Annotated in this window: 18 protein-coding genes and 1 pseudogene; 14 read left to right on the forward strand and 5 right to left on the reverse strand. The window is 56.7% G+C overall.

The annotated features are described in order from the left end of the window. The first annotated feature begins 2 nt into the window (after positions 1–2). The 7 genes from AB4O25_RS24440 (at position 3) to AB4O25_RS24470 (ending at position 6,822) form a co-directional block, all read left to right on the forward strand. Positions 3–269, forward strand: coding sequence for a phage tail assembly protein T (locus AB4O25_RS24440; RefSeq protein ID WP_460150075.1), 267 nt, complete (start codon positions 3–5; stop codon positions 267–269). Positions 270–320: 51 nt separating this feature from the next. Continuing rightward, positions 321–503, forward strand: a complete 183-nt coding sequence (locus AB4O25_RS24445; protein WP_460150076.1) for a hypothetical protein — start codon at positions 321–323, stop codon at positions 501–503. Positions 504–702: 199 nt separating this feature from the next. Continuing rightward, positions 703–4,350, forward strand: a complete 3,648-nt coding sequence (locus AB4O25_RS24450; RefSeq protein WP_460150077.1) for a phage tail tape measure protein — start codon at positions 703–705, stop codon at positions 4,348–4,350. Beyond that, on the forward strand, positions 4,350–4,694 hold the full coding sequence (locus AB4O25_RS24455; RefSeq protein ID WP_169872261.1) for a phage tail protein: 345 nt from the start codon (positions 4,350–4,352) through the stop codon (positions 4,692–4,694). Before AB4O25_RS24450 ends, AB4O25_RS24455 begins: the two co-directional genes overlap by 1 nt. A gap of 54 nt (positions 4,695–4,748) precedes the next feature. Next, complete coding sequence (locus tag AB4O25_RS24460; protein ID WP_278934075.1) at positions 4,749–5,453, forward strand: phage minor tail protein L; 705 nt, start codon at positions 4,749–4,751, stop codon at positions 5,451–5,453. A 2-nt stretch (positions 5,454–5,455) separates the two neighbouring features. Further along, entirely contained in the window at positions 5,456–6,238 is a 783-nt protein-coding gene (locus tag AB4O25_RS24465; protein WP_460150078.1) for a C40 family peptidase, read from the forward strand. Continuing rightward, entirely contained in the window at positions 6,235–6,822 is a 588-nt protein-coding gene (locus AB4O25_RS24470) for a tail assembly protein (protein ID WP_460150079.1), read from the forward strand. Before AB4O25_RS24465 ends, AB4O25_RS24470 begins: the two co-directional genes overlap by 4 nt. Before the next feature lie 18 nt (positions 6,823–6,840). Here the strand turns inward: AB4O25_RS24470 and AB4O25_RS24475 are convergent, their stop codons facing one another. Next, positions 6,841–7,254: a hypothetical protein gene (locus AB4O25_RS24475; RefSeq protein ID WP_460150080.1), complete on the reverse strand. Its 414-nt coding sequence runs from the start codon at positions 7,252–7,254 to the stop codon at positions 6,841–6,843. 119 nt (positions 7,255–7,373) lie between these two features. Between AB4O25_RS24475 and AB4O25_RS24480 the strand changes: the two are divergent. The 7 genes and pseudogenes from AB4O25_RS24480 (at position 7,374) to AB4O25_RS24510 (ending at position 14,779) form a co-directional block, all read left to right on the forward strand. Next, positions 7,374–11,022 (forward strand): annotated as a pseudogene (locus AB4O25_RS24480) (TipJ family phage tail tip protein). A gap of 621 nt (positions 11,023–11,643) precedes the next feature. Beyond that, the gene (locus AB4O25_RS24485; RefSeq protein WP_267864072.1) at positions 11,644–11,982 is read left to right on the forward strand and encodes a hypothetical protein; all 339 of its coding nucleotides are present in this window, start codon (positions 11,644–11,646) and stop codon (positions 11,980–11,982) included. A 108-nt stretch (positions 11,983–12,090) separates the two neighbouring features. Continuing rightward, positions 12,091–13,101, forward strand: coding sequence for a hypothetical protein (locus tag AB4O25_RS24490; RefSeq protein ID WP_460150081.1), 1,011 nt, complete (start codon positions 12,091–12,093; stop codon positions 13,099–13,101). Next, a complete protein-coding gene (locus AB4O25_RS24495; protein WP_460150082.1) occupies positions 13,101–13,490 on the forward strand; it encodes a hypothetical protein in 390 nt (129 codons plus the stop codon). The genes AB4O25_RS24490 and AB4O25_RS24495 overlap by 1 nt, the downstream gene beginning before the upstream one ends. Beyond that, positions 13,468–13,680, forward strand: a complete 213-nt coding sequence (locus tag AB4O25_RS24500; RefSeq protein WP_460150083.1) for a hypothetical protein — start codon at positions 13,468–13,470, stop codon at positions 13,678–13,680. Before AB4O25_RS24495 ends, AB4O25_RS24500 begins: the two co-directional genes overlap by 23 nt. Before the next feature lie 56 nt (positions 13,681–13,736). Further along, entirely contained in the window at positions 13,737–14,270 is a 534-nt protein-coding gene (locus AB4O25_RS24505; RefSeq protein ID WP_017528109.1) for a glycoside hydrolase family 19 protein, read from the forward strand. Beyond that, complete coding sequence (locus AB4O25_RS24510) at positions 14,267–14,779, forward strand: lysis system i-spanin subunit Rz (RefSeq protein WP_460150084.1); 513 nt, start codon at positions 14,267–14,269, stop codon at positions 14,777–14,779. The genes AB4O25_RS24505 and AB4O25_RS24510 overlap by 4 nt, the downstream gene beginning before the upstream one ends. Positions 14,780–14,849: 70 nt before the next feature. On the opposite strand, the gene AB4O25_RS24515 is transcribed toward AB4O25_RS24510, so the two are convergent. The 4 genes from AB4O25_RS24515 to AB4O25_RS24530 form a co-directional block, all read right to left on the reverse strand. Then, the gene (locus tag AB4O25_RS24515) at positions 14,850–15,041 is read right to left on the reverse strand and encodes a helix-turn-helix transcriptional regulator (protein ID WP_460150085.1); all 192 of its coding nucleotides are present in this window, start codon (positions 15,039–15,041) and stop codon (positions 14,850–14,852) included. Positions 15,042–15,570: 529 nt separating this feature from the next. Then, positions 15,571–15,831 carry a helix-turn-helix transcriptional regulator gene (locus AB4O25_RS24520; RefSeq protein ID WP_460150086.1) on the reverse strand — a complete coding sequence of 87 codons (261 nt, stop codon included), beginning with the start codon at positions 15,829–15,831 and terminating at the stop codon, positions 15,571–15,573. A gap of 17 nt (positions 15,832–15,848) precedes the next feature. Next, a complete protein-coding gene (locus AB4O25_RS24525; RefSeq protein WP_460150087.1) occupies positions 15,849–16,067 on the reverse strand; it encodes a hypothetical protein in 219 nt (72 codons plus the stop codon). A gap of 172 nt (positions 16,068–16,239) precedes the next feature. After that, the gene (locus AB4O25_RS24530; RefSeq protein WP_460150088.1) at positions 16,240–16,566 is read right to left on the reverse strand and encodes a DUF2388 domain-containing protein; all 327 of its coding nucleotides are present in this window, start codon (positions 16,564–16,566) and stop codon (positions 16,240–16,242) included. Positions 16,567–16,651: the final 85 nt, after the last annotated feature.

A 16,651-nucleotide genomic window follows, 5' to 3' on the forward strand; every position in this document is an offset into this window, starting at 1 on the left:
TGTTGCACGAACTGGTGCTCAACGGAGTCGGCGGGTGCACCATCGCTGAGGCAAAGGCCAACCTCTCATATGCGGAGGTTTTGGCCTGGTCTGCTTATCGGGATAAATACGGGACGTTGAACGTAGGCCGACGCATGGAGTTGTCGACGGCGATCATTGCTCTGCAGGTGAACCGAGGGGCTGGGGGCAAGGCTGAGCTAGTTGATTTTATGCCGCATGCTGACGCCCAAGCCTTGGCGCTTGAGAAAGCAATGGCTGAGTGGGTGTAATCGCCGCTAGGGATGGTGGTAGTTTGTTCCAAATTAAAAAGGAGATACGTGATGCGGAAGATTATCACCCTGGTGGCAGCGTTCTCTCTGGCGGCGTGCGCAACGCAATATGGAAAACCGGTAACTCATGGCCAACTTGATCAAATAAAACAAAGCGTTACTACCGAAAATGACTTGGCCAACAGTTCGGTAGACCGCTGGCAAAATCCCGGAACTCAGACGGAACGCAAGTAATGTCCTGGGGGTACGCGAAAGTTGGCTTTGTTGGATCTAGCTACAGCAATCAAGCGCTTAGTGTGGTTCTGGATTCTTCTGGAAAAGTGGTCAGCTTCACGATCACTGAGACGGCCAACCCGTATCGGTAAATCCTTATTGTTGTAATGCAAAAACCAAACTCACTCCGGTGAGTTTTTTTATGCCTGGAGAAAAGTAAATGGCATCGCGCTCGCTTGGTACGCTCACCCTGGACCTGATCGCGCGAATTGGCGGTTTCCAGCAGGGTATGGATCGGGCCTCACGGTCTGTTGCCAGCACTGGGGCGGCGGCTGATGCCGCATCAGTGCGAATCAACGCACTACAGGGTCAATTCCTATCGCTATCAAGCGTTGCATCAAAGATTGCTGGCCCTTTGGCTGCGGCATTCAGCCTGAACAGCGTCTATCAGGCCACTGAGGCCTACAGCTCCTTAACCAATCGTCTCAAGCTAGTAACGAACGGGTCGGACGAACTGGTTGCCGCTCAGAAAGCGGTCTTCGATATCGCCCAAAACTCTCGGCAGCCATTGTCAGCAACTGCTGAGCTTTATCAGCGAATTGCCACAAATCAGACTGCTCTCAAGTTGTCTGGAGAGGGTGTTGCCGGGGTCGTTGGGACGATCAGCAAGACCCTGGCAATCTCGGGCGCTTCAGCGGAGAGTGCTAACGCGGCGCTTATCCAGCTGGGGCAGGCTTTTGCGTCCGGCGTGCTGCGCGGTGAAGAACTGAACTCCGTGATGGAGCAGGCCCCGGCTTTGTCCCAGGCAATTGCGGCAGGGATGGGCAAAACCGTTGGGCAACTGCGCACGATGGGAGCTGCCGGGGAGCTTACTGCGCAGGCAGTGGTCAAGGCGCTACAAAGCCAAGCGGGCGCGGTGGACACCCTGTTCTCCAAGACTGCCACGACAATCGGCAACAGCTTTACCGCCATCAGCAACTCAATGACGCGGTTCATTGGTGAGTTGGATCAGGCAACCGGTGCAAGTGCGAAGGTAGCCGCTGAGTTCGTCGGATTGTCAAAAGCGATCGACGGAAGTTTGCCGGGTGCGCTGACCTCGTTGCGAAACAATTCCGACGCGCTCGCGCAAGCTATGGCAACTGGTCTATACGTGGCGCTTGGTCGAGTCGCCGGTGGATTCGCTCAGCAAGGGGCTCAAGCTCTCTACGCTGCTGCCTCAAATCAAACGCTGTTGACCGCCACTGCCGCTACAGCAAAGGGCGACTTGTACGCTGCCCAGGCCAAGCAAATTGATGCGAAGGCTTTGCTCCAACGTGCCAATCTTGAAATCACCTCCGCACAAGGAAAGGTAGCTTCAGACCGTGTCAGGCAGGGATCTGAACTCGCAAACATCACTACGGTTCAGGCGTCCCTGGCAGCAGAGCGCTTGCTGGAGCAGCAGCGGCTGGCGGCACAAATAAATGATACCGGCCGGGCCGCGTCGATCTCGCGAATTGCGGAACTTCGACTCGCTGAAGCTGCAGTCACAAAGAAAGTTGAGCAGGCAGAGCGCTCTCTTGCCTCTACTACCGTGGCCACCTCGGTGGAGATACAGGCGGCATATGCGAAAAGAACAGCGGCTGCATTAGCGTACGGAGAAACCACTGCGGTCGTTAATGCTGCTGCGGTTGCATCCGACAGAGCTGCCGCTGCCGCCAGTATCGCCGGTCGTGCATTTGGTGTGATGGCCACAGCAGGCCGTGGATTACTGGCCTTGATGGGCGGCCCGGTTGGCCTGCTTTTCGTTGCTGGCGCCGTAGCACTCTCGTTCGCCGACTTCCGCTCCAGCACCGAGAAGGCGGCACAAGGCCTGGAAGGGCTGAAGGGGCCACTCGACGATGTTATTGCGAAATTCCAGCAGCTGACCCGCGACCAAAAAGCTGCAGCCCTCATCCGCTGGGGAGAAGCTGAGGCTGAAGGGATTAAGGCCGCGAGCGAGGAATATGACAAGCTCCAGAAAATTCTCAAGACGGGTTTGGTTGGCCCCCGTTCAAGCGCAAGTGGTACTGCTATTTTTCAGGAGTACTCGAAGAGGATCTCGGAGGCTTCAGCCGCCGGCAAAGACCTTTCACCGATCCTTGATGAGCTGAGATCGAACAGCCTGGTGGACCCCAAGGTAGTTGATTCTCTGGTCAAGCAAGCTGGTGCTTTATCTGTTGTGAAGTCCAGCGCCACCGAGGCGCGAGAGCGCCTCAATGCACTCAATGGGGAGATGAACAAGGGGGCGTCCCCTACGGCCGCGTCCACCCAGGCAACAACAGGAATGACCGCCGCCGGGGAGAAATACCTCAAAACCCTGCAAACTCAACTTGGAAAACTCCAAGACAATAACGATGACGTAAAGGAGGCAAACCGTTATATCGCTGAGCACAAAGAGCTCTCCGAGGCCGACAAGACTGCAATCATGTCCGCCGCCTACGCGTCCAAGGCCCAGGCCGACGCGAATAAAGCTGCGACGAAAGAAACCCAGAGCCATACCTCCGCGCTCAAGGCGAACCTCAAAACCTTTGAGGACGCCGAGGAAAACTACAAGCGCCAGATAGCCCTGATCGACGAAACATCCGGGAAAAAGCAGAAAGCGACCGAGGTTGAGAAGCTGGCGTTTGAAATCGCCAGCGGCAACTACGCCAAGCTCAGTGAGGCCAGGCAGAAAGAACTGCAAGGGCTGGCCGCTGATCTCGATGCGAAGAAAGCGCTCGTAAAGGCCAATCAGGACGCCGCGAAGCTCGCCGCTCTGGGCTACAACCTCAAAGAAAGCAATCAGTCGGCCAAGGATGGTTTCGACCAGGAGCTGGCTGGTGCTGGGGAGGGTGACAAGTACAAGGCACGTCTGAAAGAGTTTCTGTCGATTGACCAGGACTTCAACAAACAGCGCCGGGAAATGTACAAGGAGTACAAGGACGCAACGCTGGCTGGCGATCCTGATGCACAGGAGAACTACGACAAGGAAACCGCTCTCTTGGAAGAGGCCCTGGCCGAGAGAATCGTCATTCAACAGGACTACTACAACCAACTCGACGAAGCTCAATCGAACTGGATGGATGGTGTCAGCAGCGCATGGCAGAACTACGTCGACGCGGCAACGGACTATTCAGCGATGGCGGCCGATGCGACTTCTTCCGTCCTGGGTGGAGCAAAGAGCAGCCTCAGCACTTTCCTCTCTGATGTTGCAAGTGGAGCAGAAGACGCTGGTGATGCTCTGGGTGACTTGGTAGCTAACTTCGCCAAGTCAACCTTGCAGGCTCTTTCCGATATGGCTGCGCAGTGGCTGGTCTACCAGGCGGTGCAGATGCTGGTGGGCAAGACCACCCAGGCAAGTGCGGTGCCGACGCTGGTGGCCAATGCCCAGGCAACAGCATTCCAGGCCAGCCTAGCAGCGTTCGCCTCTACAGCTGCAATCCCTATCGTGGGGCCAGCTGCTGCGCCGGCTGCCGCCGCGGCCGCTGCTGCTGCCACAGCGCCGATGGTTGCCGGGGTAGCAAGTGCTGCGTTGGCCGGTATGGCGCATGACGGTATGGGTAACATTCCGAAGGAAGGCACTTGGCTTCTCGACGGCGGTGAGCGGGTCGTGGCGCCGGCTCAGAACAAGGACCTTACCAACTTCCTGGCCCGGCAAACCGCGGCAACTGAAAGCGTCGGCAGCGAACGTGCTGGTGGTGGGGGCGGGATTCACATCAGCGCTCCCGTCACGGTCCAGGCTCAGCCAGGAATGAGTGGCGATGATGCTCGGAAACAAGGGGAGGCTGCAGGCCAGGGGCTGGTGGCTGAGATTCGCCGTGTGCTTCAGGGTGAAATGGGGCAGGGCGGTTTGCTCTGGAGGCGAGTCTGATGGTGGAAGTATTCAGCTATTGCGTTCAATTGGGCAGCGATGGGGATGTCGACCAGCGCACCTGGGAAAACGACTTCGGTGATGGCTACACACAAGCCGGTGGCATTGGCATTAATACCAAGAGCGAGGTTTGGAACCTGACGCACTCTGGACTTTTGGTTCCTGGTGAAGAGCTGTACCAAGTTCGTGATTTTATCGACAGGCATGAGGGCTATAAGTCATTCCTTTGGACTCCGCCAGCGGGTATCCAAGGCCGGTACCGATGTAAGGGCTACAAGCCGAAGCCTCTCGGCGCAGGCCTTTGGACGCTCTCGTTCACGTTCAAGCAGACCTACACACCTTAATCGAAACCCTAACCAAACCCCGCCAAGTGCGGGGTTTATTGTTTCTGAGGTCGTATGAATTACAACACAGACATTCAAAAGCTCGAGCCGGGTAACCAAATCAGGCTCTACGAGCTGGACGCTACGCGCCTTGGCGCCACGATCTGGCGCTTCCACGGCCACGCCCAGGAAGGCGACATCATCTGGCAGGGACAGCTTTATTCGCCGCTTCAGATTGATGCCAAGGGCTTCGACATCCGCGGAGACGGCCGGCCCGCCACTCCAACGTTGCAGGTGGACGACGAACTCGGTGGCGTGCGCGGGGCGATCACCGCGCTGTGCTTCCAGTTTCGCGACTTGGCTGGCGCCCGGGTGAAGGTGATCGAAACGTTCCGCCACTTCCTGGATGCCGCGAACTTCCCCGACGGCAACCCGGAAGCCAGCGACCAGTCGAAAACGAACCTCTGGTTTATCGAACAGAAGACCGAGGCACTGCCGAGCATCTCGGTCACGTTCTCGCTGTCTAGCCCCACTGATATGGAAGGGCAGATGTTGCCTTCCCAGCAGATCACCAAGCTCTGCCGGTGGGCGTGCCGTGGCGGGTACCGGCAGGAGGCCTGCGCCTACACCGGAACCGCGATGTTCGACAAAAAGAACCAGCCCACCGACAACCCTGCACTGGATCGCTGCGGGGGCTGGTGGAGCAGCTGCAAGCTTCGGGGTAACACCCGCCGGTTCGGTGGATCCATGGGCGCGAGCCTTATCGCAAGTTCGAGGTAGCGATGCGCATCAATCAAAAACTGCAGGACAAGATCCGCGCTCACGCTGAGCGAGCCTATCCGGCGGAAGCCTGTGGGGTGGTTATCAGGTCGGCCGCAGGGCGCGAGTACGTGCCCTGCGGGAACCTGGCCACCATGCCCCGCGATCACTTCCAGATTGATCACAAGGACTTGGCCAAGGCGGAGGATCGCGGCGAGGTGCTGGCGATCATCCATAGCCATCCGGACAAGGCGCCGGCGCCAAGCATGGCGGATCGCGTTAGCTGCGAACTGCATGAATTGCCATGGGGGATTGTCGGCTGGCCCGGTGGTGACTTCGAATGGTTCAAGCCGACGGGATTCCAGGCGCCTCTGTTAGGTCGCGACTTTTCTCATGGCCTACTGGACTGCTGGGCAGCCTGCCGCGACTGGTACGCACGTGAGGCTGGCTTGCAGCTGCCGAACTTTGAGCGCTCCGATCTTTGGTGGGAGCAAAAGGGCGGCCCAAGTCTGTACGAGGACAACTTCGCGGCGGCCGGTTTCTATCAGGTAAACGAGGCGCAGCGCGGCGATATGGTGGTGCTGCAGATTCCGACGCCCGGGCGGGAGTGCTATTTCCCTAACCACGCAGTTATCTACCTGGGCAACGAACCCGCGTTGATCAGCGAGCCCGCGCCAAAACTCGGCGGCTCCGGCCCATTCATTTACCACCACATGCCCGGCCGCCTGGCTGTCCGTGAAATCTACGGCTGGTCGATGGCCAACCGGGTCAAGCTGATCCTCAGGCACAAGGACTACCGCCCATGACTATGCGCACCATCAAGCTCGGCGGTGTGCTGGGCAAGAAGTTCGGCAAAGAATACCGCCTCGATCTGAATGGCATTCACGACGCCACGGCCGCCCTGTGCGCGATGAAGCCGGGATTCGAGAAATTCATGCGTACGGCTCACGAGCGCGGCATGGTCTTCGCGGTGTTTGTTGACGAGCGTAACGTCGGTGAGCAGGAGCTTGAATTGGTGGGCCGGACTGAAGGCGATATTCGCATTCAGCCGGTAATTCAGGGTAGCAAGCAGGCCGGCATGTTCCAGACGCTTCTCGGCGTGGTTCTGATCGTGGCTGGCTTGTTCACCGGTGGCACCACTTCAACCCTGGGTATGGGGCTGCTCGCTGCAGGTGCAGCCGTTGGCCTGGGCGGTGTGGTGCAAATGCTGTCACCGACCACCAAGGCCAGCGCCGAGGGAAAGAACAATGATGGCAACAACCCGAGCTACGGCTTCGGCGGGGCGGTTACGACCATCGCGCAGGGCAATCCATATCCTCTGCTCTATGGGGAAAGAAAGATCGGCGGTGCTGTCGAGTCAGGAGGAATATACACTCAAGATAATATTTAGATTTATAAGGGAGTTGAGCTAAATTTTGTCGTTGCCTTTAGTATTTTTTTTGGTTTTGTTATTGGTTAAGTTGTCTGGTACTTGAGGTTTTAGTTCAGGCCTGCTGTCATCCGGTTCTGACTCTTGTTCGTTTTTTAGATCTTCAGCTTTGAGTATCCAGTTAGACATTGTTCCAATTACAATCTCGGCCGCCTTGCTTGATGTGAAAGCGACATACTTACCTAGCTCGTACCTTTTGAGGGGTTGTTGTTCTTTTTCTATGTCAAGATTGATTTTTGCGAGTTCGAGGCCTGCTTTTAAACTTTCTGCCTCCTCTGGAGAGTTTACGGAAAAGTGAACTAGGTAGTCATCTATTACGTACCAAACTTTAACAATTTCGGCCCTTGAAGCTTGTCCGTTGCTGTCTGTTGGGGTGACTCGGAAATTTTTCATGCTGAGGCTTCCCTATCTTTTTAGAAATTAAATGTACGTATGACTGAACACTATAACCAAATATCGAGCCTGGTTCTAATTTGCCCTGATCTTCCGGGTTTTTGTATTTTGGAGGGTGCATGAGCGCATCAGAAAAGAAAATACGCGGTTTAACGTTGCGCATGCGACGTACCGTTGCTGGCAGCAAGGGCGGCCAAGGCAAGCAGAAGCAGCCCAGCATCGCCTCCAACAGTGTGCCCTCGATCTCTACAGCACGAGTCACTTATTTGTGGAGTTGGGGTCCTATCATCGGGCCGGTCGATGGTTTGCGTTCAGTCGATCTGAATGGTACCCAAGTCATGGCGCCTGATGGCTCGATCAACTACCCAAGCGTGAAGTGGCAGTTCCGTTCCGGAGAGTTGAATCAAGAGCGTTTGGAGGGGATACAAGAATCTAGTAACGAGATCGATGTCAAGAAAGAACTGATATTCGGCACGCCTTGGCTGCACACCATCACCAACTCGATGATTGATGCCGTACGCATTCGTCTGAGCTGGCCAACCCTTCGCAGCCAGGACGCCTCCGGCAACATCAACGGCGTGCGGATTGATTACGCCGTAGATATTTCCACCGACAACGGCCCGTACCTTGAGGTACTGGTGTCGGCTGTAGATCGTAAGAACATCACGGAGTACGAGCGCGCTCACCGACTGGAATTACCGACCGGCAACCGCTGGACTATGCGTGTGCGCCGCCTGACCCCAAACGCTAACTCTGATCTGGTCGTTGATCAGATGATCGTCAAGGCTATCGCCGAAGTTGTCGACAGCGATCAGGAATACCCGCTCACAGCTGTTAGCTGCCTGGAGTATGACGCCCAAACGTTCGGCGGTGATATCGCCAAGATCGCTGTGCTGATGCGTGGACGAATCATCCGCGTGCCTACCAACTACGACCCGTCGACGCGCACCTACGCAACGTCGGGAACTGGTACAAGCAACGGTATTTGGGACGGCACTTTCAAGGAGGCCTACACCAACAACCCGGCGTGGATCTTCTACGACCTAGTGCTGCACCCGTATTACGGACTTGGCGACCGGATCGACGCGACAATGGTTGATCGCTGGTCGCTCTATCGCATCGCGCAGTACTGCGATCAGATGGTGCCGGACGGGAAAGGGGGCATGGAGCCGCGATTCACCTGCAATCTGTATTTCCAGAAGCAGGCCGAGGCATATGCCGTGCTTCAGGACCTGGCCTCTATCTTTCACGGCCTGGCCTACTGGGACGGCAGCCAGATCGTGGTCAATGCTGATATGCCCGGCGACCCGGTGTACACGTACAACCAAACACAGATACTGAACAACGGCGCCATCAAGTACGAAGGCACCCGCGCGCGCGATCGGCACACGCTCTACATGGTGTCCTGGGATAATCCAGATCAGGGCTTCGAAACCGACAAGGAGCCGGTATTCGATGATGAGGCCATGGTCGAACTGGGCGGTATTGTCCGCGATACCACCATTGGCGCGATTGGTTGCACCTCTCTTGGCCAGGCGCAGCGCGCCGGGCAGTGGGCGGCGCTGACAGAAAAGCTACAGACCCAAGGTGGTGTGTTTCGGGTCGGGCTCGACGGTGATATTCCAAAGCCTGGCCAGGTCATCGCCGTGGCTGACCCTATGCTGGTTGGCCGGAACAACGGCGGTCGTATAGCTGAGGCTGCCGGTCGCGTTGTCACGCTTGATCGCGATACGACCGTGCCTGTTGGCGCTCGATTGATGGTCAACCTGCCCAGTGGGAAGTCCGAAGGCCGCGTCGTGAAGTCAGTTGCGGGCCGTAACGTTACTGTCATGGCAGATTTTAGCGAACAGCCACAGGCCGAGTGCGGCTGGATTCTCGACTACGAAGACCTGAAGCTCATGCAGTTCTACGTCCGCAACGTCACGCGTCCGGAGTGGCACCAGTTTCAGCTCGAAGTAATTCAGCACGATCCCAGCAAGTTTGACGCTGTTGACAGTGGGGCCGTGGTCGATCCTCGCCCGATCACCGGTATCCCGGTAGGCAGTCAGGATGCACCGGCCCGAGTAATGCTCAGCCAAAATGTTGTTATCGAGCAGGGCATTGCTGTGACGGTCATGTCTATCGCATGGGACGCTGCTCCCAACGCCGTGGCTTATGACGTGGAATGGAAGTGGGGCGCGCGCGAGTGGATCACTGTCCCTCGGACCGCTGAACTGATGGTCGACGTGCGCGGGATTTACTCCGGCCAGTACATGGCCCGGGTGCGGGCGGTAAGTGCGCTCAACGTTTCCTCGATTCCAACCACGTCGGCACTGATCAACCTGGAAGGGAAGGTCGGCTTGCCGCCGGCCGTAGCATTCCTGTCCACCACCAGCGAACTGTTCGGCATCGGCATTCGCTGGGGTTTCCCTGCTGGCGCCGAGGACACCCAGCGCACCGAGCTGTGGTATGGCCCTGCGAACGACCTGGCGGCGGCGACCAAGCTGGCCGACCTGGCTTATCCGCAGGCGGATTACCGTATGCAGTCTCTCCTGGCGGGCGCCACCCTGTTCTTCTGGGCGCGCCTGGTGGACCGTACCGGCAACATCGGGCCGTTCTACCCTGTTGTGAATGGTGTGATGGGTCAGGCTGGCTCGGATGCCACGCCCGTCCTTCAACTGCTTACGGGGAAATTAACGAAGTCCGAGTTGGGCGAGGATCTACTCAGCGACATTGAGAAGATCCAAGACCTTCAGGACCAGATCGACGCATTGGACGGGCTCGGCGCATACGTTCCGGGTCAGGTCTATCTGAAAGGGCAGATGGTGGTGGCGGGTGATCGCATCTACCAGGCGAAGGATCAGGTACCAGTTAGCAACCCGCCCCCCAATGCCACGTACTGGGAGGACGTAGGGCAGTCGTTGGAGGCAGCCAACGGTTTGGCGCAGCAGGTCAGCACCAATACCACCGATATTTCCAAGATCGGTGGCGTGGTCACTGCGCAGGCCGCTACCACAAACGCGCTGCGTGCTGCGGCGCGTGACGATAGCGGTAGCGGAGCCAAAGCGGATGCGTTGAAAGGTTGGGCCAGCACCTCGGCAATCGCCGTTCAAGAAAAGGTAATCGCATCAAACGAAGAGGCTTCGGCGCAGCGCCTCACAACGTTGGATTCAAAGGTTAACCAGAACGCTGCAAACGTGACGCTTCTGGAAAGCACGGTGGCCAACAATAAACAGGCATCTGCGCAACAAGTGGCACAGGTAAGTGCCGAGGTCGCCTCTGCCAAAGACGGAGTTGCTACCAACAAAGCAGCGATTCAACAGACGAGCTCTGCACTCGCCGATACCAATGACAAGCTGTCGACTATTTGGTCGGTGAGGATGGAGACCACCGCCGGCGGCCAGAAGTACGCCGCGTCGTTTGGCCTGGGCCTGCAGGTCGATCCGTCTGGAGTGTCGTCGCAGTTCGTGGTCAGGGCTGACACGTTCATGCTGCTGAACCTGGCAAGCGGTACGCCGGTGTCACCCTTCGCGGTTACTGGTGGGCAGACATTCATCAACTCTGCATTTATCCAAGACAGTACGATCACCAACGCCAAGATTGGCGCATATATCAGTTCCACAAACTACATCGCAGGGCAGCAAGGCTGGATCCTCAACAAGGACGGAACTTTTGAAATCAACGGAATTGTCCCGGGGCAGGGGGCGTTCAATGATGACAAATCGATCTCTGCGGTTCTGGGATGTGAACAACGTCAAGCGGGTTCAAATTGGAGACCTCACAGAATGAGTTCAGGTATGCGGCTATGGAGTTCTGCGGGGAACCTGGTGCTTGATGAAAACTCATTCACGGTAAGGGTCGTTTATTCGGCCCTGGTTTCACAATCAGGAAGGAGTCTGTACATCCCAATCCCCGGCGTAACCATTGCTACCTGCACGGGCGTCTGCCTCCCAAACGGAAACTGGTCGAGCAGTTCGAGCAGTCAGGATGCGGGCAACTGCCAGTTTGACGTCCAAGTCATGGATCGCGGCGTAACGGTCTGGTTCTGCAAGCGTGATATGCCGACGGGCAGAATCGGGGTATCAACACAAAGACTGCTAGTACTGAGATACAGATAATGACGTACGGTTTAACTTTTACGAATAATGCGGACGTAGTTACGCTGGACTCCGAATTCTCAAGACTAGTCGTCTTGTATTCGGCCAGGTACTCGGGAGGCGCCGCATTCCCCTACCCAATAACATCAGCAGAAGCCCCCTAATATTTGTAAGGCCAGATGCAACCGCGGCCTTTCAATGGGTTCGCCTTCTAGGCTCACCAGGGAACTGGACAGGTTGGACCAATAACGCGGGCGGAACAGGGACATACTTCCTGGCTGCATACCAATCAAGGGAGACGGACACGTACGGAATGCGCTTATGGGACGGCGGAGCCAAGCTTTTGTTTGACAGCGGAACGCCTTGCGCGCAATTCACGAATGTAATTACCGGATGGAACTACTTAGGCGCTTCTAACCCGTCCGTCGGCAGATGGGTTTACAACTGGAACACGTCCGTTCCATTGAATACCGGTAACTACATGTTGATAAACAATATTGCGATGGATATGCCGGGACGAGATACTTACTCCAAGTTAAGTTGCACATGGAATTTTGCTAACAACACCATCACGGCGACACTACAGAATATAGGCGACTACGGCAGCGGAAGTTTTTTCCTGCCCCTTCTGTTTGCTAAGCCCGTTTCCTAGTCAGCTATAGCTGCAAAAAATATTAATTTTTGGGAGTAACTTATGGTTTGGCAAAGAACCGGGACAGTTGCTGTCCAGAACGGCAGCACGACAGTCACAGGAACAGGTGTGGATTTCGCCGCATCCTCCAGGGTGGGTGACTCGTTCATCGGCCCGGATGGCGTCAGCTATGAGGTTGCCAACGTCGCGAGTGGCACAGTGATCTCGATCCTGCCTCCTTACAAAGGCCCGACCGCCAGCGGCGCGGCTTACGCAATCATGCCGGTGCAGGGCTACGACAAGATGCTGTCTGATGCCTTCAATAATTTGAACAATCAGTTTGGGCCAAAGTTGGCGGCGCTGGGCACTACTGGTAACTATGACATTTTGCCGCTGACCAAGGGCGGAACCGGTGCAACAGATCAGCCAGGCGCAAGAACGGCTCTGGGGCTCGGAACCGCAGCAACTTCAACGCTAGTTACATCGCCAACGGACGCTACGGCGGGGCGGTCTCTAACCGTTGGCTATGGCGGCCTAGGCTCTAAGGACAACGCTCCATTTGTGGGGGTCGGGCTTAACCCGGACTCTTACAGGACGGGTGCGATAAGCATATGGGGGCAATTCGTAATTGCAGGTGTCGGTTCTTTTACTGGTTTTCTATCAGTAATCCCAGCTGACAACCTTAATCTGTGGCAGTCGATGGTAAATGGGGCCACAGGTGCAAGGTATGAGCGCGTCCAGTCCGGAGGCACATGGGGTGCGTGGACTCCCGTAATATCCGGCGCAAATGCAACGCTAGACCCTGCAATTGGCGGCCTGATGTGGGCTGGCGCCGTAAGCGGTTTCAGCATTTTCAAGTATGCGAATGGGCAGATGTGCATGCTCGGTACTGCCCCGACTACCGGAAACCTCCCAGCAAACTCGATAAACTACCTCACAGTTACCATCCCAAGCGGCCTTGTTTCAAACACCGGCCTGGCGCGGCCAGTGGCTTCGGTGCGAGCTACAGCCGCCAACGACCATTACGGGATCATCTCTTGTGACCTGGCGACCCCAACCAGCATTAGCATCATCTTGCGGTCAGGCGCCACCGCTCAAACTTACAACGTCAACGTCTCTGTATGGGGGCAGTGGAAATAATGAAAATTAAACTATGGGCTGATCTGGTTAGCTGGCCTCTTGAAGCGTCCGTGTCTGGTGACGTCATCACGATCAACGGTGAGGCTATCGATCTTTCCGGCATACCCGATGGTTACCGACTGCCAGGAGGTGCGGTAGGCAATAAGTTCTTCGTTGAATCCGAGTTCGTCGAGCGAAAGGGCAAGACACTGCACTTTACGCTGCGCCTTCCGGTTTCCTGGGATAGCCCAGAGGAATATCGGAACCCAGCAGGGCCAATCATCCTGGATGCACGCAGCGGCCCGGTAAAATTCCCAGACACAACGCCAATCAAGCCTACGACCGCCGAGGTTATCGAGCCTGGCGAGCAATTGGAGGTAGCACAAGATGGTGGATCTATCGAAGCTTGAGTTGGTGAAAACCGACCAGGACGTTAAGGATCAAGTGGACTTGGACCGGGCGCGTGCGTACCTGCGCGAAACTGACTGGCATGCCTTTGCGCTGTTTGAGGATGGAACGCCCATCCCTGAGGATGTTCGATTGGCGCGCACCGCTGCGCGAGCGATTATCAGCCGCCTGAGTCCGGCTACCGCGGACTGAGCCGTAGCGCAATACCACGACCGCCTTGAGCGGTTTTTTTCCGCCTGGAGAAAAGTATGTCCATCAACGAGCAGCAGTTGCTGCAGATCCTCCCGAACGCCGGCCGCCAAGCCGGCGTTTTTGTTCCTGCACTGAACGCCGCCATGAATCGTTACGGGATTGTCGGCACCGCCCGCGCGGCTGCATTCATCGCCCAGGTTGGTCACGAGTCGGGGCAACTTCGGTACGTTCGCGAGATATGGGGCCCAACCGCCCAGCAGCTCGGATATGAGGGCCGCGCCGATCTTGGCAACACAGTGAAGGGGGACGGCTCCAAGTACCGTGGACGCGGCCTGATCCAGATCACCGGCCGGGCGAACTACGAGGCGTGCGGGGAGGCGCTGGGCCTGGACGTGATCAATCAGCCTGATCAGCTCGAGCAGCCGCAATACGCCGCAATGTCGGCGGCGTGGTTCTGGTCGACCAAGGGCCTGAACACGCTGGCCGATCAGGGCGAGTTCGTGAAGATCACCCGACGCATCAATGGTGGACTTACTGGCCAGGACGACCGCCAGGCACTGTATGACAAGGCGCTGCAGGTGCTGGCATGACGCCGGTGCAGAAGCTGGCCGGTCTGGTGGTGCTGATCCTGGTGCTGATGGCGGCGGCATCCTGTGTTACCTGGCAGGTGCAGGACTTGCGAATGGGTAAGAAACTCGCCGAGCAGGCCGGGCTGCACAAGGATGACCTGGCCGCGATCAGCAATGCCGCCGCCGCCCAGGCCCGCACCCAGCAGGACAAGCGCCTGGCCACCGAACAGCAGCTCGCCACCCAGGACCAACAACACACCAAGGAATTATCCGATGCCCAACGCAATCAGGCTCGGCTGCGCGATCGCCTTGCCACTTCTGATCTGCGGCTGTCAGTCCTTCTCGAGGATTCAGCCAGTGGCTGCAACGTGCCTACCGCCAGCGCCGCCGCCGGCGTGGTTCATGCAGCCCGTCGAGCCCAACTTGACCCAGCGCATGCTCAACGAATTATCGGCATCACCGATGCCGGTGACCAAGGACTGATCGCGTTGCGGGCCTGCCAGGCGTACGTCAGGGTTGTGGCTCAGTGATTTTTCTAAGCTCTACGTGTAGCTGCTGATTTTCCTTGAATAGCTGGTCGCACGCTGGCCGCCACATCCGTCAAGGGAATGGATCTAGCATCCACTTATCTATTTCTGACTGCCGCCAGGCCACTGAGTTAGGGCCGATCTGCATTTGCCTCGGAAAGGTGCCTTCTTTGATTCTTCGATAAATCGTGGCGGTGCTCAAACCTGTGATATGGATAACCTCTTTGAGACGCAGGAAGCGATCGATGCCATGTGCCATAGTCATGTTTGTCTCCTTACCGAGGCAGATGGTGGCAGTCGGTAACAGAAGATGATCACTTCTCCTTGGGCACCCGTCGTCGAACATCCTTCGCCTTGGTCCTCTTCCCAAGGATGTCAGCAACCAACCTATGAAATTCTTCTGAGGTTTTCGGGGTGTGGGTGAAATTACCAATGGAGAGTTGCGATGGTTCTGTCTTTGCGCTCTTGGCTACGGAGTGCGCCGCCATGTGCGCCTCTGCCCATTGGTCGAGTTCAATGCGGTCGAAGCCAATGCCCCGCTCACCTATCGGGAACTCACGAACATAGGGCCGCACAGTTCTGTTAAAGACGCCTCGGCACATTCCAAGATAGACGGGTGCCTGGTGAGCCCTGAGAAATCGCGGCTGGATGGTAGATTTGCTCATTCGATCCGTGTTCAAAAGTGAGGCGCGACCTCGTCGATTTGCGCAGCGAGCGTCACGACGATTGTTTGGAAAGAGGTCGCGCCAGAGCTAAATCCTAGCATCGCCCTGCTGGACGTGATGGCCGGCTGATCAACGGCCGATGCTTTTCAAGGTAGGAGGAACCCGCCGTTTCCTTCCAGGCCTTTTAGGCTTGGTCTGGATATTGCCATCCCTACAATCGATTATGAACTGCATGACATCCGTTTTAAGCCAGCAAATTCTGTTGCCCATTTTGAAACTTTTAGGGAGCCAAGCAGCATCAGTCTGAAGCCCACTTCTAATCGAAGATTCAGATCGGCCAAGCATCTTGGCCAGCTCAGGTACGTAAAGAATTTCGGTTAGATCGCTCATATGCCCTCCTGCAGTTCCTAGCCTTCATTGTTCCGCCGTAGTCGTGCCAAGCCCTGCTTGATGTGGTCGGCGTTCTCTCCGATGGTCTCCAGGGCGCCGCGGACATTCTCGTCTACGTGAGGGCCGCCATGGTTCGCGGTCCACATCGACAGCTCCATGATCGCTGCCTCCAGGGCGAGTTGGTTTTCGTAGATGCGTTCCAAGACATCAGGAAGAGAGTATTCGGGCGAGTGCATTGCTATGTCTCCATTCGATGGTGCGATGAGCGTAGCCCATCCAAAAGCGGGCGGGCTCGGCAAATTGCAGGCAAAGAAAAGCCCGCGATGGGGAGGGCGGGCTGAAAGAGTTTCATAAGGAGCTGGGGGAACCATAGACCCTCTGCTGTGAAAAGAACGTGAATGGCCATGCTCAGTAGGTCGCTGCGATCGCCTGGGCCAGTTGCATGTCGGACATGAGAGGAGAGGGATACTTCGAATGGTAGTACCGGGATGCCTGCTCAAACTCCGCGCCACGAATCTTGCCGTCTGAGCCAATGAAAGCCAGGGCATCAGTCTTGGCGGATTTGAAGATCTTTGGTGGCTCGGTCGTGAGAGATGTAGTCGCTCCAATTAAAATGGTTGGCGAGGAGATTGTGATAAATATCCCGGCAGCGATAGGGTTGACGTCATCACCTGATACGGGCTGCGTGCTGACCGATGCCAATAAGGCGATTACCAGAGTCTTCCGTGAGTCCATTCTTCACCGCTTCCATTGCGCCCAGAGGGCACCACCATAGCAGAGGAGGCCGCTCGCCAGAACAAGAAGCCCGGCAAAGGGCCGG

It is taken from the genome of Pseudomonas sp. S3_A03 (assembly GCF_054668275.1).

Excerpts from the sequence above, each read along its gene's own strand:
- AB4O25_RS24455 (WP_169872261.1), top strand. The coding sequence starts at position 4,350 with ATGGTGGAAGTATTCAGCTATTGCGTTCAATTGGGCAGCGATGGGGAT.
- AB4O25_RS24460 (WP_278934075.1), top strand. The coding sequence starts at position 4,749 with ATGAATTACAACACAGACATTCAAAAGCTCGAGCCGGGTAACCAAATC.
- AB4O25_RS24470 (WP_460150079.1), top strand. The coding sequence starts at position 6,235 with ATGACTATGCGCACCATCAAGCTCGGCGGTGTGCTGGGCAAGAAGTTC.
- AB4O25_RS24450 (WP_460150077.1), top strand. The coding sequence starts at position 703 with ATGGCATCGCGCTCGCTTGGTACGCTCACCCTGGACCTGATCGCGCGA.
- AB4O25_RS24520 (WP_460150086.1), bottom strand. The coding sequence starts at position 15,831 with ATGAGCGATCTAACCGAAATTCTTTACGTACCTGAGCTGGCCAAGATG.
- AB4O25_RS24465 (WP_460150078.1), top strand. The coding sequence starts at position 5,456 with ATGCGCATCAATCAAAAACTGCAGGACAAGATCCGCGCTCACGCTGAG.
- AB4O25_RS24485 (WP_267864072.1), top strand. The coding sequence starts at position 11,644 with ATGCGCTTATGGGACGGCGGAGCCAAGCTTTTGTTTGACAGCGGAACG.
- AB4O25_RS24500 (WP_460150083.1), top strand. The coding sequence starts at position 13,468 with ATGGTGGATCTATCGAAGCTTGAGTTGGTGAAAACCGACCAGGACGTT.
- AB4O25_RS24445 (WP_460150076.1), top strand. The coding sequence starts at position 321 with ATGCGGAAGATTATCACCCTGGTGGCAGCGTTCTCTCTGGCGGCGTGC.
- AB4O25_RS24475 (WP_460150080.1), bottom strand. The coding sequence starts at position 7,254 with ATGAAAAATTTCCGAGTCACCCCAACAGACAGCAACGGACAAGCTTCA.
- AB4O25_RS24530 (WP_460150088.1), bottom strand. The coding sequence starts at position 16,566 with ATGGACTCACGGAAGACTCTGGTAATCGCCTTATTGGCATCGGTCAGC.
- AB4O25_RS24495 (WP_460150082.1), top strand. The coding sequence starts at position 13,101 with ATGAAAATTAAACTATGGGCTGATCTGGTTAGCTGGCCTCTTGAAGCG.
- AB4O25_RS24525 (WP_460150087.1), bottom strand. The coding sequence starts at position 16,067 with ATGCACTCGCCCGAATACTCTCTTCCTGATGTCTTGGAACGCATCTAC.
- AB4O25_RS24510 (WP_460150084.1), top strand. The coding sequence starts at position 14,267 with ATGACGCCGGTGCAGAAGCTGGCCGGTCTGGTGGTGCTGATCCTGGTG.
- AB4O25_RS24515 (WP_460150085.1), bottom strand. The coding sequence starts at position 15,041 with ATGACTATGGCACATGGCATCGATCGCTTCCTGCGTCTCAAAGAGGTT.
- AB4O25_RS24505 (WP_017528109.1), top strand. The coding sequence starts at position 13,737 with ATGTCCATCAACGAGCAGCAGTTGCTGCAGATCCTCCCGAACGCCGGC.